This window comes from Allobosea psychrotolerans, assembly GCF_002917105.1.
In the GTDB taxonomy this organism is placed as follows: domain Bacteria; phylum Pseudomonadota; class Alphaproteobacteria; order Rhizobiales; family Beijerinckiaceae; genus Allobosea; species Allobosea psychrotolerans.
The window spans coordinates 12,701-34,188 of the sequence record NZ_PQFZ01000027.1 but is presented as its reverse complement, the minus strand read 5'-3'; the positions used below and the strand labels follow the sequence as shown (position 1 = coordinate 34,188).

At 67.4% G+C, this 21,488-nt stretch carries 19 protein-coding genes and 1 riboswitch; of the genes, 4 read left to right on the top strand and 15 right to left on the bottom strand.

The features are described 5' to 3' along the window. Nucleotides 1-37 precede the first annotated feature (37 nt). Nucleotides 38-838 carry a MetQ/NlpA family ABC transporter substrate-binding protein gene (locus CYD53_RS27210; protein ID WP_103721223.1) on the top strand — a complete coding sequence of 267 codons (801 nt, stop codon included), beginning with the start codon at nucleotides 38-40 and terminating at the stop codon, nucleotides 836-838. 78 nt (nucleotides 839-916) lie between these two features. On the opposite strand, the gene CYD53_RS27205 is transcribed toward CYD53_RS27210, so the two are convergent. Both CYD53_RS27205 and CYD53_RS27200 read right to left on the bottom strand, forming a co-directional pair. Then, complete coding sequence (locus tag CYD53_RS27205) at nucleotides 917-3,118, bottom strand: esterase-like activity of phytase family protein (protein ID WP_103721222.1); 2,202 nt, start codon at nucleotides 3,116-3,118, stop codon at nucleotides 917-919. 119 nt (nucleotides 3,119-3,237) lie between these two features. Next, complete coding sequence (locus CYD53_RS27200) at nucleotides 3,238-3,660, bottom strand: hypothetical protein (RefSeq protein ID WP_103721253.1); 423 nt, start codon at nucleotides 3,658-3,660, stop codon at nucleotides 3,238-3,240. Between the two features lie 143 nt (nucleotides 3,661-3,803). Between CYD53_RS27200 and CYD53_RS27195 the strand changes: the two genes are divergently transcribed. Together CYD53_RS27195 and CYD53_RS27190 are read left to right on the top strand one after the other, a co-directional pair. Then, nucleotides 3,804-4,613 (top strand): helix-turn-helix transcriptional regulator, encoded by an 810-nt coding sequence (locus tag CYD53_RS27195; RefSeq protein WP_103721221.1) that lies wholly within the window; start codon nucleotides 3,804-3,806, stop codon nucleotides 4,611-4,613. 125 nt (nucleotides 4,614-4,738) lie between these two features. Beyond that, entirely contained in the window at nucleotides 4,739-4,930 is a 192-nt protein-coding gene (locus CYD53_RS27190; RefSeq protein ID WP_103721220.1) for a CsbD family protein, read from the top strand. A 160-nt stretch (nucleotides 4,931-5,090) separates the two neighbouring features. On the opposite strand, the gene dnaJ is transcribed toward CYD53_RS27190, so the two are convergent. Continuing rightward, nucleotides 5,091-6,230 carry a molecular chaperone DnaJ gene (gene dnaJ / locus CYD53_RS27185; protein WP_092170945.1) on the bottom strand — a complete coding sequence of 380 codons (1,140 nt, stop codon included), beginning with the start codon at nucleotides 6,228-6,230 and terminating at the stop codon, nucleotides 5,091-5,093. Between the two features lie 154 nt (nucleotides 6,231-6,384). Further along, the gene (gene dnaK, locus CYD53_RS27180) at nucleotides 6,385-8,316 is read right to left on the bottom strand and encodes a molecular chaperone DnaK (RefSeq protein ID WP_103721252.1); all 1,932 of its coding nucleotides are present in this window, start codon (nucleotides 8,314-8,316) and stop codon (nucleotides 6,385-6,387) included. Between the two features lie 371 nt (nucleotides 8,317-8,687). On the opposite strand from dnaK, the gene CYD53_RS27175 reads away from it, so the two are divergent. Next, a complete protein-coding gene (locus tag CYD53_RS27175; RefSeq protein ID WP_103721219.1) occupies nucleotides 8,688-9,566 on the top strand; it encodes a hypothetical protein in 879 nt (292 codons plus the stop codon). Nucleotides 9,567-9,790: 224 nt separating this feature from the next. On the opposite strand, the gene thiE is transcribed toward CYD53_RS27175, so the two are convergent. From thiE to CYD53_RS27120, 11 genes are all read right to left on the bottom strand, one after another. Then, a complete protein-coding gene (thiE, locus tag CYD53_RS27170) occupies nucleotides 9,791-10,435 on the bottom strand; it encodes a thiamine phosphate synthase (RefSeq protein ID WP_103721218.1) in 645 nt (214 codons plus the stop codon). After that, a complete protein-coding gene (thiM, locus tag CYD53_RS27165) occupies nucleotides 10,432-11,193 on the bottom strand; it encodes a hydroxyethylthiazole kinase (RefSeq protein ID WP_210202445.1) in 762 nt (253 codons plus the stop codon). Before thiM ends, thiE begins: the two co-directional genes overlap by 4 nt. 8 nt (nucleotides 11,194-11,201) lie before the next feature. Continuing rightward, nucleotides 11,202-13,115, bottom strand: a complete 1,914-nt coding sequence (thiC, locus tag CYD53_RS27160; RefSeq protein ID WP_103721217.1) for a phosphomethylpyrimidine synthase ThiC — start codon at nucleotides 13,113-13,115, stop codon at nucleotides 11,202-11,204. A gap of 76 nt (nucleotides 13,116-13,191) precedes the next feature. Next, nucleotides 13,192-13,296, bottom strand: a riboswitch (TPP riboswitch). Nucleotides 13,297-13,374: 78 nt separating this feature from the next. Next, the gene (locus CYD53_RS27155) at nucleotides 13,375-13,575 is read right to left on the bottom strand and encodes a hypothetical protein (RefSeq protein ID WP_103721216.1); all 201 of its coding nucleotides are present in this window, start codon (nucleotides 13,573-13,575) and stop codon (nucleotides 13,375-13,377) included. Between the two features lie 218 nt (nucleotides 13,576-13,793). Further along, nucleotides 13,794-14,996 (bottom strand): OmpA family protein, encoded by a 1,203-nt coding sequence (locus CYD53_RS30805; RefSeq protein WP_245928453.1) that lies wholly within the window; start codon nucleotides 14,994-14,996, stop codon nucleotides 13,794-13,796. Between the two features lie 925 nt (nucleotides 14,997-15,921). Continuing rightward, nucleotides 15,922-16,821 carry a polysaccharide deacetylase family protein gene (locus tag CYD53_RS27145; RefSeq protein ID WP_103721214.1) on the bottom strand — a complete coding sequence of 300 codons (900 nt, stop codon included), beginning with the start codon at nucleotides 16,819-16,821 and terminating at the stop codon, nucleotides 15,922-15,924. Nucleotides 16,822-16,832: 11 nt separating this feature from the next. Next, nucleotides 16,833-17,834 carry an ABC transporter ATP-binding protein gene (locus tag CYD53_RS27140; RefSeq protein ID WP_103721213.1) on the bottom strand — a complete coding sequence of 334 codons (1,002 nt, stop codon included), beginning with the start codon at nucleotides 17,832-17,834 and terminating at the stop codon, nucleotides 16,833-16,835. After that, a complete protein-coding gene (locus CYD53_RS27135; protein ID WP_103721212.1) occupies nucleotides 17,831-18,823 on the bottom strand; it encodes an ABC transporter ATP-binding protein in 993 nt (330 codons plus the stop codon). Before CYD53_RS27135 ends, CYD53_RS27140 begins: the two co-directional genes overlap by 4 nt. Continuing rightward, nucleotides 18,820-19,698: an ABC transporter permease gene (locus tag CYD53_RS27130; protein WP_103721211.1), complete on the bottom strand. Its 879-nt coding sequence runs from the start codon at nucleotides 19,696-19,698 to the stop codon at nucleotides 18,820-18,822. Before CYD53_RS27130 ends, CYD53_RS27135 begins: the two co-directional genes overlap by 4 nt. Continuing rightward, a complete protein-coding gene (locus tag CYD53_RS27125) occupies nucleotides 19,698-20,669 on the bottom strand; it encodes an ABC transporter permease (protein ID WP_103721210.1) in 972 nt (323 codons plus the stop codon). The genes CYD53_RS27130 and CYD53_RS27125 overlap by 1 nt, the downstream gene beginning before the upstream one ends. 22 nt (nucleotides 20,670-20,691) lie before the next feature. Next, nucleotides 20,692-21,393, bottom strand: a complete 702-nt coding sequence (locus CYD53_RS27120) for a creatininase family protein (RefSeq protein WP_103721250.1) — start codon at nucleotides 21,391-21,393, stop codon at nucleotides 20,692-20,694. Nucleotides 21,394-21,488: the final 95 nt, after the last annotated feature.

Genomic DNA, 21,488 nt, shown 5'->3' with positions numbered 1-21,488 from the left:
AACGCAAACCTTCATCATCCTCACAGGAGCCCGTCCCATGTCCATCATCACCCGCCGCGCTGCGCTGGCAGCCTCCGCCGCTCTTGCCCTGACGCTCGCCGTTCCCGCGCTCGCCCAGCAGACCCAGCTCGTGCGCATCGGCGCATCGCCCGGTCCCCATGCCGAGATCCTGGAGAAGCTGAAGCCGCTCGTCGCCAAGCAGGGCATCGACCTCAAGATCATCGAGTTCTCCGACTATGTCGTGCCGAACCAGGCGCTCGACGCCGGCGAGCTGGAGGCCAACTCCTTCCAGAACCAGCCTTATCTCGACAACCAGGTGAAGGATCGCGGCTACAAGATCGTCAGCGTCGGCCTGACCGTGAACTTCCCGCTCGGCATCTATTCGGCAAAGTACAAGAGCTGGGGCGAGGTCCCGGACGGCGCCACCATCGCCATCCAGAACGACCCGACCAATGGCGGCCGCTCGCTGCTGCTGCTGCAGGACAAGGGCATCATCAAGCTGAAGGACGGCGTCGGCTTCAAGCCGGGCCCGGCCGACATCGTCTCGAATCCGAAGAAGCTGAAGGTCATCGAGATCGAGGCGGCGCAGACCCCGCGGTCGCTCGCCGACGTCGCTGCCGCCGCGATCAACACCAACTACGCCGTCGACGCCAAGATCGAGCCGACCTCGGCGATCCTGCGCGAGGATCCGAAGGGTCCCTACGTCAACGTCATCGCGGTCCGTGCCGCCGACAAGGACAAGCCCTGGGTCAAGACCCTGGTCGAAGCCTATCATACCCCCGAGATCAAGGCCTTCGTCGCCGAGCGCTTCAAGGGCGCGGTCCTCGCCGGCTGGTAACGCTTCCTCCCCACCTGGCCCCGATCGCGGTCAGGCGCCTGCCCCGGATGCGTGCATCCGGGGCTTTTTTGTTGCTGCTCAGCGCGTGATCTTGCCGAAGGCGAAGAACTGCGTCTCGCCGGAAGACTCGTCGACGCCGTCATTATCGGTGACGACGAAGAGGTCGCCCGCCTTGTCGAGCGCCATGCCCTCGACCTTGTCGAGGCCGTAGCCGCCGAGCTTCATCAGATCGGGCGTCAGGTCGCGCAGCAGCGTCTTCTCCACGGTTGGGATTGTGGTCGAACCAATCGGTGCCGGAGTCAGGCCCTTGACCGAGAAGGTCGCCAGCGTCTTCACAGCCTTTTCGCCGAAGAGGTTGTCGCGTTCGATCACGACGAAGCTGTCATTGCCGAGAGCTGTCAGTTCGGACAGGCCCATCCAGGCGCCGTCGGCCGGCTTGCCGAGCGGGTAGTGCAGCACGCCCCATGTCTTCGTCGTGGGCTTGTAGCTCAGGATCTTGGCCTTGCCCTTGGGATCGTCCTTCCACTCGCGCTGCACGGCGAGCCAGACGGTTTCCTCCGCGCCGGCGCCGGTCACGGCGACGCCCTCGAAACCGAAGCGGGTTGCCTGCTTCGCCAAATCCTCGGGGAGAAGGATTTCCTCCTCGATCGCGCCTGTGGCCGAGGCGCGCAGCAGGATGTTCTGCGTCGGCTTGTCCTTGGCCTCGGGATTGCCCTCCGAGGCCAGCCAGAAGCCGCCAGCGGGGCGCGTCGCGATGGCTTCGAGATCATAGGCGGCGGGCTTGCCGTCCTTGGTCACGGTCAGGCCGGCGACGATCCGGGCCGGCTTCTGGCTGGCGTCGATCTCGACAAGGCGCGAGGGCGAATAGGCGTTGTCGATGACGGCGAAGAGACGCCCGGGCGTCGCAGGATGCGCCGCCAGCCCCGACAGCGCGCCCCAGCCGAGCGGAGCGCCCTCGACATCACCGGAGACGATGCTCGGATAGGCGGCGGGCTGATCGCCGCGCTGATAGATCGTCACGGCGGAGCGGGCTCCGCCTTTCTCGCCGAGATCGGCCTCGGAGGCCGAGACGAAGAGGTTGCGCTGCGGGATGGCGAGCAGGCCCTCCGGCGCGATGCCGCCCGGCAGCGCCTGGAAATAGCGCGGTGCCCGGCCAGGGCCTTCGTCCTTGTAGACCAGGATCAGCGAGGCGCGCTCCAGCCCGACGAAGATCAGGCGGTCATTGCCGTAGCGTGCGACCTCGATGCCCTCCGGCTCGCTGCCCTTGGCGGCCGAGCGGCGCTCGGGGTAATGGCCGAGGCGCATCGCGACATGCTCGACTGCGGCGCCTGAATCGAACTCGATCGCGCCGTCCTTGCGGAAGATGGTGAAGCCGCGCGAGCCGCCCTTCCAGTCGCCCTCATTGGCGGTGACGAAGCGATCATTGTCGAGCCAGCGCACGGCGTCGGGCTCGCGCGCCACGCCCTTCAGCTCCTCGCCGGGCTTGATCTGGCCGTCGCGAGTCTTGTCGATCTCCTTGATATCGACCGTGCCAGCCGGGAAATGCGCGACCAGCTTGCCCGTTTTCACATCGACGATGGCGATGTGGTTGTTCTCCTGCAACGTCACCACGACGAGGCCGTCCTGATTGACGTCGACGAATTCGGGCTCCGGATCGGTCGGCTCGACAGCCGCGATACCGGTGAGATCGACGATCTGGCGCGAGGCGCAATCGGCCGCGCCGTCCTTGATGCCGATCAGGGTCAGGTTCCCGGCCGGCAATTGCGGCAGCGCGCCCTTGTTCAGCTTCTCGTCTCGCTCGTTCTCGATCGCGATGACGATTCGGCTCTTGTCCTTGCTGAGCGTGATCGAATCGGGCTGGCCACCGAGCTCACATCTGGCCACGACCTGCCTGGTCTTCAGGTCGATGGTGGCGAGATGCCCGGCCGGCTCCTTGAAGTTGTCGCCGGAGGTGACGACCGCCGCGAAGGCGAGATCGCCGAGGATGACGATCGAGGTCGTCTCACCCCCGACGGGAATGAATCCGGCGGGCTTGGGTGCGTTCGGCGTGGCGATGTCGATCAGCCCGACGGCCTTCTGCTCGCCGTCGGTATAGGCGAGCAGGGTGCCGGCCTCGTTGGCCGCGATGATCTCTGCGACCGTCTTCTGCCTGGCGTTCCTGTCGGGGGGAAGATTGAGCGGCACGGAAAAGGTCGCGATGCGGTTGAACATCGGCTCGGCCGTGGCGGCGCCGCAGAACAGCGTGGAGGCGAGGGCGGCGAGGATGAAGGGCTGGCGCATGGATCGATCCTGCTTCCGTTGGGAGATAGGAGGGCGAATCCAACCCGGCTAGTCAGGCTGCATGACAGTTGCGTGTCGGGGTGCCGGAAATCCGGCGCCCCGACGGGACGGGCTGTTGGTCACAGGCTCGCTGCAGCATTGGCGGCAGAGTTGGCCGCCGAACGCTTCAGGCCGATGACCTCGAGCTCCGTGATCACCGCGACGGCCGCGGCTTGCGCCAGCACGAAGGCGGTGCCGAGCCCGCTTGGCTGGAACCAGCCCGCGACCAGGATCGCGATGCTGTCGGCGACCCAGAGGATGTTGATGCCGATCACGGCGTGCACGGCCAGGCGCGGCAGGGTTTGGCGGGCGCAGAACCAGGCGAGCAGTGCCGCACAGGGCAGCAGCACGAGGCCGGCTCCGCGCAGGAAGCTTGTGGGGAAGCCGAGCAGGCCGGAGAGCGGCTCGGCCGCCGCGGCAAGCAGCAGGCCGGTGGCGGCGCAGGCGGCAGCGTCCGCGGCAAGTGCATTCCGCAGGAAGCGCGAGGAGTGGATCATGGACATCGCTCTGGTCTCCTTGGTTGTGGCCGGGGCGGTCTTGAGCCTGGGGCCGTGGTCGATGGAGGCCATGCTGACGGGATCGTGTCGGCGGGTCGATTAAGCGCGAGGTAATTGAAAGCGGACCGTGCTCGGATAGATTTGGCGTCATGAACAAGCATCATCAGCCCATGGTCGGCTCCCTCATCCGCGACTGGCGGCAATTGCGCCGGCTCAGCCAGCTCGATCTCGCGCTCGAGGCCGAGATCTCGCAGAAGCATCTCAGCTTCCTCGAAAGCGGCCGCTCGCAACCGAGCCGCGACATGGTCCTGCTGCTCTGCGAGCATCTCGGCGTGCCGCTGCGCGAGCGCAATGCGCTGCTGCTGGCAGCGGGCTATGCGCCGGTCTATCTCGAGCGCGCCCTGGAAGACCCTGGTCTGCAGGCGGCGAAGGCCGCGATCGACCTCGTGCTCAAAGGCCACGAGCCCTATCCTGCGCTCGCCGTCGACCGCCACTGGACGCTGCTCGCCGCCAACGCTGCGGTTGCGCCGCTGCTTGGCCTCGTCGCTGATACCGATCTGCTGCGGCCGCCCGTCAATGTGCTGCGGCTCTCGCTGCATCCGGCCGGGCTCGCCCCGCTCATCGTGAATCTGGGAGAGTGGCGGATGCATCTGCTGGCGCGCCTGCGCCAGCAGATCAGGGCCACGGCCGATCCGGTTCTGGCCGATCTCCTGGCCGAGTTGCTGACCTATCCCGCGCCGGTCGAGCCTGCGCGCAAGGGCCATGCATCGGAGGTGGATGCGGAGGCTGCCATCGTGGTGCCGCTGCGATTGCAGCTGGGCGAGACGGTCTTGTCCCTGATCTCGACGACGACGGTTTTCGGCACGCCGGTGGACATCACGCTGTCAGAGCTGGCGCTGGAGACCTTCTTCCCGGCCGACGCAGCGACGGGAGAGGCCTTGCGCGCAATGGCGGCGTAAGGCTCTCGAGCGCGCCGCCGGGCACGCCTTGAGCCCTAAAAGTTCCTGGGAACCTTCCTTACGCCCGCTGGTTTCTTCGTCTCAGGCCGTATGGACGGCGCAAGTTCGAGAGAAGGATCAAGACGATGGGCAGCACCGCCGACAAGATCAAGGGCTTGGCCAATGAGGCCGCCGGCAATGTCAAGCAGGCCGCCGGCAAGACGCTGAACAAGCCCGGCCTCGAGGCCGAGGGCATGGCGCAGGAGCGCAAGGGCGAGGCCCAGCAGGCGCTCGGCAAGGGCAAGGATGCCATCAAGAAGGTGATCGACAAGGTCTGATCGCGGTCAGGCTACGATCGAAGAACGGGCTGCCGGAAGGCGGCCCGTTTTTTTGTGTGTGCTGTACCGCTGCCCGTCATTGCGAGCGCAGCGAAGCAATCCAGGGGCAGCGTGCCCTACGAGGCTGGATTGCTTCGCTGCGCTCGCAATGACGTCGGGATCAAGCCGCGCCGCCGAGCCCGCCCAGAAAGTCCTTCACGCGGCCGAAGAAGCCGGCGGCTTCGGGATGGGTCGAATGCGAACTCTCGCGCTCGAACTCCAGCAGCAATTCGCGCTGGCGGGCGGTGAGCTTCTGCGGCGTCTCGATCAACACCTGGATGTAGAGGTCGCCGACCTCGCGCGAGCGCAGCACGCTCATGCCCTTGCCCTTGAGGCGGAACTGCTTGCCGGTCTGCGTGCCCTCGGGGATCTTCACCCGGGCCTGCTCGCCGGTCAGCGTCGGCACCTCGATTTCGCCGCCGAGCGCCGCCGAGGTCAGGCCGAGCGGTACGCGGCAGAACAGGTCGGCGCCGTCGCGCTGGAAGATCGCATGCGGCCTGATCGAGAGGAAGATGTAGAGGTCGCCCGCCGGCCCGCCGCGCAGGCCGGCCTCGCCCTCGCCGGCAAGCCGGATGCGGGTGCCGTCCTCGACGCCGGCCGGGATGTTGACGGCAAGCGTGCGCTCGCGCGTGACCCGGCCCGCGCCCTGGCAGATCTTGCAGGGGTCGTCGATGATCTCGCCGCGGCCATTGCAGGTCGGGCAGGTGCGCTCGACCGAGAAGAAGCCCTGATTGGCGCGCACCCGGCCATGCCCCCCGCAGGTCGGGCATTGCCGCGATTTGGAGCCAGGCTTCGCACCGGTGCCGGAGCAGGCCTCGCAGGCGATCGAGGTCGGCACGCGGATCGAGGCGTTCTTGCCCGTGAAGGCGTCCTCGAGGCCGATCTCGAGGTTGTAACGTAGATCGGCGCCGCGCTCGCGGCCATTGGCTGCGCGCGCGCCGCCGCGTCCGCCGCCCCGGGCATCGCCGAAGAAGGAGTCGAAGATGTCCGACATGAAGTCGGAGAAATCGGGGTTGCCGCCGCCCCCGCCGCCATTCTCGAAAGCCTGGTGGCCGAAGCGGTCATAGGCCGCGCGCTTCTGCTCGTCGGACAGGATCTGATAGGCCTCGTTCAGTTCCTTGAACTTGGCCTCCGCCCCCTTGTCGCCGGGATGACGATCGGGATGGCACTGCATCGCCTGCTTGCGGAAGGAACTCTTCAGTTCCGCATCGCTGGCGGTCTTGGAGACGCCGAGGATTTCGTAATAGTCGCGCTTGGACATCAAATAGCCGCCCCTTCGCACTCCTCGAAATCATGGCCGGGCTCAGGCCCGACCATCTCCGACAGAAGAGCGATATCTTCCTTCAGGACGCCTTCTGCGAACGCAATGGCCGGGTCAAGCCCGGCCATCTCGTTCAGCGAAAGGAGTCGTGCAATCAGGCGCTCTTCTTCTTGTCGCCCTTGTCGTCGCTGACGTCCTTGAAGTCGGCGTCGATGACGTCGTCCTTCTTGGCTTCAGCGGCATGCTCGTCGCCGCCATCGGCCGCCGCAGCGCCTTCGGCCTGGCTCGCCGCATACATGGCTTCGCCCAGCTTCATCGAAGCCTGCATCAGGTCGGTGGTGCGCGCCGAGATGGTCTCGGCGTTGTCTTCCGCCAGGGCCGCCTTCAGCGCGTCGAGCGCGGTCTCGATCGCCGTCTTGTCGGCGGCCGTGACCTTGTCGCCATAGTCCTTCAGCGACTTCTCGGTCGAGTGCACCAGGCTTTCGCCCTGGTTCTTGGCCTCGACCAGCTCGCGGCGCTTCTTGTCCTCGCCGGCATTGGCCTCGGCATCCTTGACCATCTTCTGGATGTCGGCCTCCGACAGTCCACCAGACGCCTGGATGCGGATCTGCTGCTCCTTGTTGGTGGCCTTGTCCTTCGCCGTCACCGAAACGATGCCGTTGGCGTCGATGTCGAAGGTCACCTCGATCTGCGGCATGCCGCGCGGAGACGGGGGGATGCCCATCAGGTCGAACTGGCCGAGCATCTTGTTGTCGGCGGCCATCTCGCGCTCGCCCTGGAAGACCCGGATCGTCACCGCCTGCTGATTGTCCTCGGCAGTGGAGAAGACCTGGCTCTTCTTGGTCGGGATCGTGGTGTTGCGGTCGATCAGGCGCGTGAACACGCCGCCCAGCGTCTCGATGCCGAGCGAAAGCGGGGTCACGTCGAGCAGCAGCACGTCCTTGACGTCGCCCTGCAGCACGCCGGCCTGGATCGCGGCGCCGATGGCGACGACCTCGTCCGGGTTGACGCCCTTATGCGGCTCCTTGCCGAAGAACTGCTTCACGACCTCCTGGACCTTCGGCATGCGGGTCATGCCGCCGACGAGAACGACCTCGTCGATCTGGCCCGCCGAAAGACCGGCATCCTTGAGCGCCTTCTTGCAGGGCTCGATGGTGCGCTGGACGAGATCGTCGACCAGGCTCTCGAACTTGGCGCGCGAGAGCTTGATGGCGAGATGCTTCGGTCCGGAAGCGTCAGCCGTGATGTAGGGCAGGTTGATCTCGGTCTGGGCCGTGGTCGAGAGCTCGATCTTGGCCTTCTCGGCAGCTTCCTTCAGGCGCTGCAGGGCGAGCTTGTCCTTTTTCAGGTCGATGCCCTGCTCGCGCTTGAACTCCTCGGCGAGATATTCGACGAGGCGCATGTCGAAATCCTCGCCGCCGAGGAAAGTGTCGCCATTGGTCGACTTCACCTCGAAGACGCCGTCGCCGATCTCGAGGATCGAGACGTCGAAGGTGCCGCCGCCGAGGTCATAGACCGCGATCGTGCCGGCCGACTTCTTGTCGAGGCCATAGGCCAGGGCAGCCGCGGTCGGCTCGTTGATGATGCGCAGAACTTCCAGGCCGGCGATGCGGCCGGCATCCTTCGTCGCCTGGCGCTGGGCGTCGTTGAAATAGGCCGGGACCGTGATGACGGCCTGGGTGACCGGCTGGCCGAGATAGGCCTCCGCGGTCTCCTTCATCTTGGTCAGCGTGAAGGCCGAGATCTGCGAGGGCGAATAGTCGGTGCCGTCGGCCTCGACCCAGGCGTCGCCCGCGGCGGCCTTCTTGATCTTGTAGGGGACGAGATGCATGTCCTTCTGCGTCATCGGATCGTCGAAGGTCCGACCGATCAGGCGCTTGATCGCGAAGAAGGTGCGCTCGGGGTTGGTGACAGCCTGACGCTTGGCCGGCTGGCCGACGAGGCGTTCGCCGTCATCGGTGATGGCCACGATCGACGGCGTGGTGCGCGCACCTTCCGAATTCTCGATGACCTTGGGTGTAGAGCCTTCCATGACCGCGACGCAGGAGTTCGTTGTGCCGAGGTCGATACCGATAACTTTACCCATGGAGGGGATCCCTTTTAAATTGAGCAGATCGCCGGCCTGCGGTGCCTGGGCGCCGCCTTCCGGCCCATGGACCGGGCCGCCCCCGCCTGCTGCGGCGAGCGAAACCGGCATTCCACGTCGAACGGTCGTTAAACCGCCTCTTGGCGGCGTATATAGTGAGGGTGTTCCCGCCCTTGCAAGACACGAGAGCCGATTAAGAATCAGACGCCGTCGCTATGGCCGGGCGCGGCCACGATGCGGATCATTCCCGGCCGGTGTTGCGCTTGTGTCCTTGCGTGCCGGCGCAGGCCCCTGCATTCAAGGTGGAGTGCCCAAGCTTTCGTCGGGCTTGCCAAGTTTTCGCATGGTCAAGTCTTCGCCAGGGTTGTGACGTGAATCGACATCCGCGCCTTGCTTCGAGCCTTGTCCTGCTCGCCCTTGTCGGCGGGACGACGCTGGCTTGTGCCCAGCCGCTGCAATTGCCCGGCGCCCAGCCGCTGAACCAGGCCGGTGCCCATCAGGCCGCGCCGCCTGCCTCGGGCGGCGCGCCGGCGACACCGCGCGCCCATGTGATGCCGGCGATCAAGGTCGCGGGCGAGGAGGCGATCATTGGCCGGACGCTCAGGCGCAATGGCGGCTTCGGCGAGGCGGTCTTCGAGAAGACGGCGGCGGGCTACGGGCTGAAGCTCAAGGCCGAGGGGTTCCAGGCCAGTAACTTGGTCGAGCCTTGCGCGATCTCGTTCGGCGATGCGCCGGTGCCGCTGACATCGCTGGGAAGACCCGCCGGCGTGCCGCGCTACAAGCTCGAGGCCTCGATCTGCCCGATCGTCTTCGATGTGCTCGATGGTGCTTTCCTCGTGGTCGAACCGGCGCAGCCCTGCGTCGTCGAGACCGCCGCCTGCCGGATCGATCCGCGCGGCTTGTGGGGGCCGGATTCGCGCACGCTCGTCTCTCGCGCCAAGGAGATCGAATCCGCGCGCGGCACGGCTGAAAGGGCAGTGCGCGAGGGCTATCGGGTGTTGGGCGCCAAGGGCGATGCGGTCGACCAGCGCGCCATCGCGCGCGAGCAGGCGAGCTTCTCGGCCGAGCGCGAACTGACCTGCCGCGACTTCCAGCGCGAGGGCTCGCTCGGCTTCTGCGGCGCGCGCGTCACCGAGGCGCGGGCGGCATCGATCCGGGCGCGTCTCGGCATCACCAGCGAGCCGAAGCCCGCGGCCAAGCCGAAGCCGCGTCCGAAGCCGACCCCGCTGCCGCTCACGCCGACGCAGTGACTTACAGTATAGCCCGTCATTCCGGATAAGCTCAGGAATCCGAAGCGCGTCATGGTCGAGCTTGACCCGACCATCTCGTAAACCAGAGCATTCTGGTCATGAGGTTCTTAGGGCGCAAGCCCGAGAACGACGCCCTGTGATTGGCTCCGGGCCTTCGTGCAACTTACCTCGGGTCGACCAAAGGTTTCGAAGGTGGAGCTGCGAAATGACGGCGGGGGTGCTTGTCAGTCGCGCTTTTCGACCGCAGCCCGCAACGCCCGCGTCGCGCCCTCGACATCGTCCGTCCCGAACATCGCGCCGATCACGGCGACACCCTCCGCGCCGGCCGCCATCACCGAGGCGGCGTTGGCCGCATTGATGCCGGCGATCGCTCCAACCGGGAGTAAACCCAGCGCCTCGGCTGCCTGCCGTCGCAGCGCAGCGTAGCCGTCGAGGCCGAGCGGGACGTCGGCATCGTCCTTGTGCTGCGTGGCGAAGACTGGACCGATGCAGGCGTAATCGATGCGCGCGGAGGCGAGGTAGGGCAATTCCGCCGCCTCTCCCAGCGTCGCGCCGATGATAGCGTTCTCGCCGAGCAGGCGGCGAGCGTCGGCAAGCTCCATGTCGTCGGCGCCCAGATGCACGCCTGCCGCGCCGGCCGCCAAAGCAACGTCGACGCGGTCGTTGATCAGCAGCGGCACGCCGGTGCCGGCGAGCGCTGCATGGATCGCTCGGGCCTCCCGCACCATCTCGCGCGTCGAGGCTTCCTTGGCGCGGTACTGGATCAGCGTCGCGCCGCCTTGGGCCGCCGCCCGGGCGAGGTCGGCGAGCGAGCGGCCCCGGGCGATCTGCGGGTCGACCAGACCGTAGAGCAGGATATCGACGCTCAACCCTCTTCTCCCATCCGCGCCCGCAGCGTGGCCTCATCGAGGCCCGCCAGCGCGTCGATCAGCGCGACAGTGAAACTGCCAGGCCCATTGCTGCGTTCGGCGGCGATCTCGCCGGCAATGCCATAGGCGGTCAACGCCGCGGCCGCCGCCAGGGCCGGGTTGCTCTCGACCGCGCAAGCTGCCGCGATCAGGGCGCCGGCGGCACAGCCGACGCCGGTGACCTTCGTCATAAGGGGGTGGCCATGGGCGACCGAGAACGCGCCGCGCGGGCCTTCGATGCGGTCGATCTTGCCGGTCGTGACCAGCGTCAGATTGTGCTCGCGCGCGGCCTGGAGCGCATCTGCGAGCGCCGTCATCTCGGTCGCGTTGCCGCGCACGACGATGTTGCGCAAGCGCAGCACCTGGCGCGCAACGTGCTGGCGCAGGGGCGAGAGCTCGACGAAGACGGGGTCGAAGACCAGCGGCTTGGCCTTGTCGCGCGCCACCTCCAGCAATTTGGGAATGGCGAGCTCGCTCTCGGCGTTGATCGTGCCGATATTGATCAGGATCGCGCCCGCGCCGTCGGCCATCGCCGCGACCTCGTCGACATGGATCGCCATCGAGGGAATGGCCCCGAAGGCGAGCAGCATGTTCGCCGTGATGTTCTGCGCCACCGTATTGGTCAGGCATTGCACGCGCGGCCGCCGCGCCGTCACGCGCGCCAGCACGGCGGCGACGCGGGCGGCATCGAGATGGTCTTCCGTCATGGTCATGCTCATGGTCGTGCTCATTCGGCCGCCGGCAGGTAGAGATTGCCGCCCTTCGCAAGGAATTCCTGCGATTTCGCCGCCATGCCTTCGTGCCTTTGTGTCTCGATCTGCGCCGCCGCCTGGTCAAGTGCGATGCGCTCGTTCTCGCCCATGGCGAGGACCTCGGCGCGCAGATCCTGCGTGATCTTCATCGAGCAGAACTTCGGTCCGCACATCGAACAGAAATGCGCGACCTTATGCACGTCCTTCGGCAGGGTTTCGTCGTGATAGGCGCGGGCGGTGTCGGGGTCCAGCGCCAGGTTGAACTGGTCTTCCCAGCGGAAGTCGAAGCGAGCGCGGCTGACCGCATCGTCGCGGAGCTTGGCCGCCGGATGACCCTTGGCGAGATCGGCGGCATGGGCAGCAATCCGATAGGTGATGACGCCGGCCTTGACGTCGTCGCGGTTGGGCAGGCCGAGATGCTCCTTGGGCGTGACATAGCAGAGCATGGCGCAGCCGAACCAGCCGATCATCGCCGCCCCGATCCCCGAGGTAATGTGGTCGTAGCCCGGCGCGATGTCGGTCGTCAGCGGTCCAAGCGTGTAGAAGGGCGCCTCGCCGCATTCGCGCAATTGCTTGTCCATGTTCTCCTTGATCTTGTGCATCGGCACATGGCCGGGGCCCTCGATCATCACCTGGCAGCCCTTGTCCCAGGCGACCTTGGTGAGCTCGCCCAGCGTCTCCAGCTCGGCGAACTGGGCTCGGTCGTTGGCATCGGCGATCGAGCCCGGACGCAACCCGTCGCCGAGCGAGAACGAGACGTCATAGCGCCGTAGGATCTCGCAGATCTCGTCGAAGCGCTCGTAGAGGAAGCTCTCCTTGTGATGCGCCAGGCACCAGCGTGCCATGATCGAGCCGCCGCGCGAGACGATGCCGGTCACCCTCGAAGCCGTCAGCGGCACATAGGGCAGCCTGACGCCGGCATGGATGGTGAAGTAGTCGACGCCTTGCTCTGCCTGCTCGATCAGCGTGTCCTTGAACACCTCCCAGTCGAGCTTGACCGGATCGCCGCCGACCTTCTCCAGCGCCTGGTAGATCGGCACGGTGCCGATCGGGACCGGCGAGTTGCGCAGGATCCAGGAGCGGATGTTGTGGATGTTGCGCCCGGTCGACAGGTCCATGACCGTGTCGGCGCCCCAGCGGATCGCCCAGACCAGCTTCTCGACCTCCTCGGCGGCACCGGAGGTCACGGCGGAATTGCCGATATTGGCGTTGATCTTGACCAGGAAGTTCCGGCCGATCGCCATCGGCTCGAGTTCCGGGTGGTTGATGTTGGCGGGAATGATCGCGCGGCCGCGCGCGATCTCGCTGCGCACGAATTCGGGCGTGACGAATTCCGGCAGGCTTGCGCCAAAACTCTCGCCATCGGCATGACGGTCTTTCGCGCCTTCAAGCATGGCGGCGCGGCCGAGGTTCTCGCGATGCGCGACATAGATCATCTCGGGCGTGATGATCCCGGCGCGGGCGAACTCGTACTGCGTTGCCATCTGGCCGGGCTTGGCCGTCAGCACCGGACGCTGAGCCGGGCAGGCGGGCACAACGTTCTCGGGCGAGATGTTGCCATTGTCGGCAGCTGTGACCTCGCGGCCGGGAATGGTGTCGAAACCGCGCGCGTCGAGCCAGGCGCGGCGTGGCTCCGGCAGGCCCTGGTTCAGGTCGATCCTGGCGTCGGTCTCGGTGAAGGGCCCTGACGGGTCGTAGATGCGCACCGGTGGTTCGGCGTCGGTCGTCAGCACGACTTCGCGGAAGGGCACCCGCATGGTCGGGTCCTCCGGCGCCGCGACATAGATCTTGCGCGAGCCGATGATCGGGCCGGTGGTGACGCCTGTCGGCGCACCAAATTTGGGCGCGGCCTTGACGCTGTTCTTGTCGGGCTTGGTGTGGGCATTCATGGGGATCTCCTCCTTGGTCCAAGGTTCAGGAGATCCGGCGTCGAAGCGGTCTAGCGCTGTCTGCGGCCGCGATGATGCGCAAGCCACGTTCCAGTCCCTCCGCCGGTATGACCCGGATCAGGTTCGATGGGTTCGGCCTGGACGGCCATCTCAGCTCTTGCGAGCACCCCTCGGAACGGCTGGGAAGTTAGGCGTGATGGCGCCGGTGCGCAACCGGCAAAACACCGGGAACGCCCCGCAGGGCGGGCATGCCGCCTGCTCAGGCGGTGATGTCGACGGTCTGGCCCTGGCCGGGCGGGAGGGCGGCCTTCGCCTGGGCCGCGCCCTGCTGCAGCAGATCGGCTACGGCCTGTTCGGCATCGGCCTGCTGCTTGACCAATTCGGTCTGGATCGTTTGTCGCGTAGCCGCGGCCTGGCTCGTCGCGAGGCTCTGCGCGATGGCAATCGATGAATCGCTCATGGTCAGTCGCCTCTCGGTTAGAGCCAGAGCCTTGCGCGAAAAAGTAGGCACCGGTTTTTCGCGAGAGCAATGCTCTCAACTTTTGGAATAGTTCATGTTGCATTCGGACGATTAAGTCCGAATGCAACATGAACTAGACCAGAGACCTTGCCGCTTCATGAAAGCAATGCGGCGAAAGCGAACCGGCGCGGCAGCGAGCCGCCGCGCCGGCATTGTCTTCAGCGCCCGCTTTGCCCGGCCAGCAGCGGCGTGATCCGCCGCAGCGTCACGCGCCGGTTCTCGCGCGAGGGCTCCTGGGTCGCGACCTTGAGATATTGCTCGCCATAGCCCTGGGTCGTCAGGTTCTCGGCCGGCACGCCGAAGTCGCGGGTCAGGATTTCGGCGACCGATTGGGCGCGGCGGTCCGACAAGGACAGGTTGTCGATGTCGGAGCCGACGGCGTCGGTATGCCCCTCGACCAGGAAGACCTCGTTGGGCGAGCTCTGCAGCCCCTGCCGGATCGACTGGGCGATGGTCGCGAGCCGCTGCGCCTGGTCCGGCGCGATGGTCCAGGAGCCTGTCTCGAAGGTCACCGTATTGATGTCGACGCTGCGCATCCGCGCCCGCAGATCGGGCGAATAGCGCACCTCGTCGAGCGTGTAGCGGCGCGGGATCGCCGCGATCGGCGGGGCCATGATCGTCTCGTAGATCAGACCCTCATCGGCCCGCTCGGCATCGACGATATAGCGCTCGCGCGGCATCGGCAGCGGTGGCGGCGGCAGCACGACGATCTCGTCCGAGAAGCGGTCATTGGGTCGATCGCGGCGGGTGTTGTCGATGATCACGACCTCACGCCCGTCGCGGTCGAGGCGGGCGCGGCGGATCAGCCGGCCATCCTCGTCGGTGACCGTCACCACGCGAGTGCCGTCGGGCCGTTCGAAGACACTGCGGGTCTCGCCGTCGCGACGGTCGACGCGCGGCTGGTAGCCAAGATCACGGAAGCGCTGCGTCTCGTCGCGGCGGATGATGACGCGGTCATCGTCGCGAATGATCGTACGGCCGGGCTCGCGGATGATCGTGACGTCGCCGTCGCGCCGCTCCTCGCGTCGGCTGCGGACATCGTCGAAGCGCTCGGCACCTTGCGTCGCCATGATGCCGCCGATCACGCCGGCGCCAAGGCCGATCGCGGCTGCGCCGCCAAGCCCGATGCCGCCACGCCGGCCTTGCCGGTCAGGCGCCGGCGGTTGGCCGGGGCCACCGGCGGGCGGCTGGCCTGCTGGCGGAGGCGCCAGAGTCTGTCCGGGCTGGGTCTGCCCCGGCTGCGGCTGGGCGGCAGGCGACTGAGTTCCCGGACTGCGCCCGCCAAGGGCAGGGGCAAGGGCAGGGGCCGCCGGAGCCGTCGTGGACGGAGCCGCCTGGGGTGCGGCCGCGGGCGGAGGCACAGGCGCCGGCCGGGTTGCTGGCGCTTGACCCGGAGCCGCTGCCGGCGGAGCGGCTTGCGGCTGGCCCGGCGGCAGTGGCGCCGCGCGCGGGACGGCCGGGGCCGTGGGCGTTCCTGGTGCCGCGGGCGCTGCCGCCGGCGGAACCGGAGCAGGGCGGGGCGCCGCCGGTGCGGCGTTCGGGGCAGGTGCAGGTGCAGGCTGAGCCGCGGGCGGTGCGCCCGGCGCGCGGCCGGCGGGAGGCGGCGGTGCGACTGGGGCCGGTGCGGGCGTCGGCCGTGCGGCCGGCGGCTGGCCGGGCAGGGGCTGCGGTCGCGCGGCCGGCGGGCGGCCGGGTTCGCCTGGGGCGGGCGCCATGATCGGCGGGACGGGGCGCGGCATCGATGGTTCGCGGGGCGGCTCGGCACGCGGGGCAGGCGCGGGCGGAACGGGGCGAGCCGCCGGCGGCTCGGCACGGGGCTGGGGCCGGGGTTCTGGCGCAGCGGCCGGCGGAGCCGGAGCTGGACGGGGCGCAGCCGGGGCCGCCGGCGCGACGTTCGGGGCTGGCGGAGCAGCAGGGCGCTGTATCGCCGGCGGCGCGCCGGGCGCGGGACGAGCCGCAGGCGGGCGCTCGGTCCCCGGCTGCTGGCCTGGCGGGCGGGGCCGGCCCGGCCGGCCGGGTTCTTCCTCGCTGGGAGCGGGGGCGGGCGCTTGCGCCAGCAGCAGGACGTTCTGAGCGGAGGGAGCGGCGAAGCCCCCCTGCGACAAGGTGATCGCAGGCAGCATGGTTCCGATCAGGAGCCAGTTCTTGGTGCGCGTCATGGGATCCGTTTTCCGTTTCAGCGACGGGCATCAACGCCTTTGCGCGCTGAACCCCCGATGAAGCGAAAACGGCCGAAATCGGGCAGAGTTCCGTCCCGCCCGGTATTGCCGGGCGGGATGGCGCGGTTCAGAGCCCGGCCTGCGCCTTCACATAGCGCGCGATCTCGGCATGGCTGGCGAACCAGACATCGCCCTTCGCCTTGGCGTGCCGGATCAACTCCTCGAGGATCCAGATGCGCGAGCGATAGGTGATGATATGCGGGTGCATCGTCAGCAGGAACAACCCGCCATCCTCATAGGCGCCGTCGAATTCGCGGCGGAAGATGTCGAACACGGTCTCCGGCGCCGTATAGGGCCGCAAGGCCTGGAAGCGGTTCATGTTGAAATAGACCGCGTCGTCGCGAATCCATTCGACCGGCAACTCGACCATGCCGGTCGCCTCGCCCTTGTCGATCAGCTCGTAGGGGTCGTCATCGGCGAAGAGCGATGAATCGTAGAGCAGGCCGAGTTCGCGTTCGATCGCCAGCGTCACTTCGGAGAAGTCCCAGGACGGCGTGCGCATCCCGACAGGCCTGACGCCGGTGACCTTCTCCAGCGTGTCGGCAGAGCGCAGATGCAATTCGCGCTCATTGGCCGGGGGCACGGCGGTGTTCACCTCGTGGATCCAGCCGTGAAGGCCGATCTCGTGGCCCTCCGCGACGACGCGGCGCTGTTCGTCCGGGTAAAGCAGCGCGGTCACCGCCGGCACGAAGAAGCTCGCCTGGATGTCCTCCTTCGCCAGCAGGCTCAGGATGCGCGGCATGCCGACGCGATTGCCGTATTGCCCCCAGGACAGCCGCCCCACCGACTTACCGCCATCGCGGAGTTCGTTGGTCTCGTGATCGACGTCGAAGGACAGCGCCACGGCGCAGCGCGCGCCGTTGGGCCAGGTCTTCGGCTTCAGATTGCGTCCGGCGCGGACGCGGTCGACCTTGGCGCGCCAGGTCTCTTCAGGCCATTGCCAGGGTTCGAGGGGCAGATCGGTCATGGCAGGCTCCTTCAGGCGGGGGCGAAAGGCGCGAAATGACAGGCGCTCAGTCGGGCCGCGCCGACCTCGCGCAGGAGCGGCCGCTCCTCGCGGCAGCGCTCTGCCGCGAGCGGACAGCGCAAATGGAAATGGCAGCCCGCCGGAGGCGAGAGCGGCGAGGGCAGTTCGCCAGCGATCGGTTTGAACGACGTCGTGACCCCGTCATCGAGGACGAGCTTGGGCACGCTGTCGAGCAGCGCCTGGGTATAGGGGTGCTGCGGGGCGGCGTAGACCGCCTGCGTTTCGCCCAGCTCGACGATGCGGCCGAGATACATGATCGCGACGCGGTCGCAGAGATGGCGCACCACGCCGAGATCATGGCTGATGAACAGCATGGTGAGGTTGAGTTCGCGGCGCAGCTTCAGGAACAGGTTGATGATCTGCGCCTGGATCGAGACATCGAGCGAGGCCACCGGCTCGTCGCAGACCAGCATGTCGGGCTGCATCGCCAGCGCACGCGCGATCGCGATGCGTTGGCGCTGCCCGCCCGAGAACTGGTGCGGGTAGCGCGAGGCGAAGGCGGGGTCGAGCCCCACGGTCGTGAGCCATTTGCCGACATAGTCGCGCGCCTGCGCCTTCGTCGTCAGGCCATGCGCGAGCGGCCCTTCCGCAATGGTGTCGCCGACCTGCATGCGCGGATCGAGCGAGGCGAAGGGGTCCTGGAAGATCATCTGGACGCGCGTCGTCGTCTTGCGCCCACCCGACATCACCGGCTCGCCGGCAACCGAGGTCGCACCGGCGCTTGGTGCCAGGATGCCGGCGACGACGCGGCCGAGCGTGGACTTGCCACAGCCGGATTCGCCGACGAGCCCGAGCGCCTCGCCCTTGGCGACGGACAGGGAGACGCCGTCGACGGCGTGGGTGATGCGGGTGTCGACCTTCTGGCCGAGCTTGGCCGCGATCCTGTCGCCGAAGGAGACGCGCGGCGCGAACCGGCGCGAGACGTTCTCGATGTTGAGGAAGGCGTCGGTCATGTCGCGACCTCCAGCCCGAGCGGATGGTGGCAGCGATGCTGGCGCAGGCGTTCCGTCACCAGCTCCGGCATCACCTGGCAGGCGGCGTCGGCGCGCGGACAGCGCGGTGCGAAAGCGCAGCCCGGCGGCAGCGAGAGCAGCAAGGGCGTGGAGCCCGGAATCTGCACCAGATCGCGGCCGGGCTCGGCCCGCGCCGGCAGGGAATCCAGCAGCCCGCGCGTATAGGGGTGGCGCGGATTGCGCAGCACGGCCGCCGTCGGGCCGGCCTCGACGATGCGCCCGGCATACATCACCGCGATCTTGTCGGCGAGCGAGGAGACGGTGGCGAGGTCGTGGCTGATCCAGATCAGCGCCATGCCGAGATCGGCGACGAGCGCCTTCATCTCGGCCAGGATCTGCGCCTGGATCGAGACGTCGAGCGCCGTCGTCGGCTCGTCGGCGATCAGCAAAGCGGGATCATGCAGCAGCGCGATTGCGATCGCGACGCGCTGGCGCATGCCGCCGGAGAACTCGTGCGGATAGGCGCCCAGGCGGCGCGCGGCATCGGGAATTCCGACGCGGGTCAGGACGGCGACGCTGCGTGCGCGCGTCGCCTGCTCGCCGGTCACGCCATGGGCTTCCAGGGCCATGCGCATCTGCTCGCCGATGGTGATGACCGGGTTCAGCGTCGTCGCCGGGTCCTGGAAGACCATGGCGATGCGCTTGCCCCGCAGCCGCCGCAGTTGCGAGGGCCGCATCGAAACCAGGTTCTGTCCCTCGAAGCGCACGGCCCCCGAGGCGATTCGGCCGGGCGGATCGACCAGGCCCAGCAGCGAGAAGCCGGTGACGCTCTTGCCCGAGCCGGACTCGCCGACGAGACCCATGACCTCGCCCTTGCTGAGACGAAAGGAAACGCCGTCGACCGCCTTCACCACCCCGGCGCGGGTGAAGAAATGCGTCGCGAGCGCCTCGACCTCCAGCAGCGGCGCCGTGGCCGCGCCGCCGCTCATCGCTTCAACCTCGGATTGACCTGGTCGCGGATCTGGTCGCCGACGAGGTTGATGGCGACGATCAGTACGATCAGGGCGATGCCGGGATAGATCGAGATCCAGTAGCGGCCAGACAGCATGTACTGGAAGCCGTTCGAGATCAGCATGCCGAGCGAGGGTTCGGTGACCGGAAGTCCGACGCCGAGGAAGGACAATGTCGCTTCGAGCGCGATGGCGTTGGCGACCTGCACGGACGCGATCACGATCAGGGGCGGCAGGCAGTTCGGCAGGATGTGGCGGAAGACGACCTGCCAGCCAGGTAGCGGCGTCGAGAGCGCCGCTTCGATATAGTCCTTGCCGCGTTCGGCCGCCGCCGCGCCATGGGCGGTGCGCGCGAAATAGGCGTATTGGGCGGCGGTGAGCGCGGTGATGAGTTGCGCCTTGCCCTGGCCGAGCAGGGCCGAGAGCACGAGCGCGAGCAGGATCGCGGGAAAGGCGAGCTGCAGGTCGATCACCCGCATGATGAAGGCCTCCCAGCGCCCCCCGACATAGGCCGCGCCCAACCCCAGGCTGACGCCGATTGCAAAGGCGCAGGAGCCGGCGATCAAACCCATCTGCAAGGAGATGCGCAGGCCGTAGAGGATGGCCGAGAACAGGTCGCGTCCCTGCGCGTCCGTGCCCAGGATATGAGTGTAGCCGGCCGAACCGACGAAGCCCGGCGGCCGGCGCGCATCCATCAGCACGAGATTGGCGAGGTCATAGGGGTCCTGCGGGGCGACGAGCGGAGCGAGCAGTGCGACGCCGATCATCAGCACCACGACGGCGAGTGCGGCGAGCGCGACCCGGCTCTCGCGGAATTCGGCCCAGAAACGGGCGATCGGGGAGGCGGGCTTCATCAGGCGCGCGCCTTCCGCAGGCGTGGATCGAGCCCGACATAGGCGAGATCGACCAGGAAGTTGATGGTGATGAAGACGCAGGCGACGAGCATGAGATAGGCGACCATCACCGGCCGGTCGAGCGAGGTGATCGAATCGATGATGAGCTTGCCGATGCCGGGCCAGGAGAAGATCGTCTCGGTAACGACGGCGAAAGCCAGCGTCGAGGCGAATTCCAGTCCGAAGACCGTGACGATCGGGATCGCGATCAATCGCAGCACATGCCGGCGCAGTACGGTCCATTCCGAGAGACCGGCGGCCCGGGCGAATTTCACCGTGTCGGTCAGCATCACCTCGCGCGTGCCGGCCCGTGCGAGGCGCGTCATCAAGGCGAGCTTGAAGAAGGCGAGGTTCAGCGCCGGCAGCAAGAGATGACTGAGCCCGTTGAGCGTCAGGAAGCTCCATTCGATGCCGAAGAGCGAGGCCGTGTCGCCGCGCCCGCCCGCCGGCAGCCATTGCAATTCGACCGCGAAGGCGATGATCAGCACGAGGCCGATCCAGAAGGTCGGCACCGAGAAGCCCAGGATCGAGACCGCCATGATGATCTTGGCGGGCAGGCCGTCGGGCCGGTAGCCGGCATAGATGCCGGCGGGAATGCCGATCAGCGCGGCGCCGCAGACGGCCAACAGCGTCAGTTCCAGGGTCGCCGGCAGGCGCGACAGGATCAGGTCGAGCACCGGCATGCCGAAGACGAAGGAGCGGCCGAAATCACCGTGCAGGATGCGCCCGAGGAAGGTGAAGTACTGCTCCCAGAGCGGCCGGTCGAGCCCATAGCGTGCGATGGTCTCGAGCCTGATGTCCTGGCTGACATCGGGGCCGATCAGCACATCGATAGGGTTGCCGATGGCGTAGACGCCGACGAAGACCAGCGCCGACATGACCAGCATGACGGCGAGGGCCTGCACCACGCGCTCGATGACATGGCCTAGCATGGGCGGGCGCCGTGGCGTCGCCTCACGGCCAGTCCTCGACCATCGCCGCGCGGGTCTCCTCGACGCCGATCTGCCAGAGGCTCAGCATCTCCTCGTCGGAGCGCTGGTAGCGGCCGTGGAAATTGCCGTCGCCCAGGATCTCGCGCTTCCGGGCCGGGTTGGCTGCCTGATAAAGCGCCGCATTGAAGGGTGGTTTCGCGGCATTAGGCACCGCCACGCCTTCCAGCCGCGTCCAGGGGAAGTTCTCCATCCAGGACGCGTGCGAAGCCGCCGTATCGATCGCCTTCACGGCTGCCTGAAAACGCGGCCCCGCCCACCAATTGTGCATCCTGACGCTGGCATCGGTCCTCACGCCCATCCACTCCGTGCAGAAGGTCATGGCCGGCGAATTGCCGCCATGGCCGTTGACCAGTACGATGCGGCGGAAGCCGGAGCGGTAGAATCCTTCGAGCATGTCCTCGACCACTGCAATATACGTGCTCAGCCGCAGCGAGACGGTGCCGGGATAGGCGGCAAAGCCCGGCGTCATGCCGTAGGCGAGCACGGGAAAGACCGGGATGTCGAGCGGTTCCGCCGCATCCTGAGCCACTTTTTCGGAGAGGATCGCGTCTGTCGCCAGGCTCAGATAGGCGTGCTGCTCGACGCTGCCGAGCGGCAGGACGCAGCGGTCGTCCCGCCTGGCTTGCGCCTCGACCTGCATCCAGTTCATCTGTGCGATGCGCACGGCCCGTTCCTTGCAGAAAAAGAGTGGCAAAATCCGATGGCTGGGCCATCCTTGACTCCCGCTTTCAGGAGCGTCAAGTTCCATTTGGAACTAAA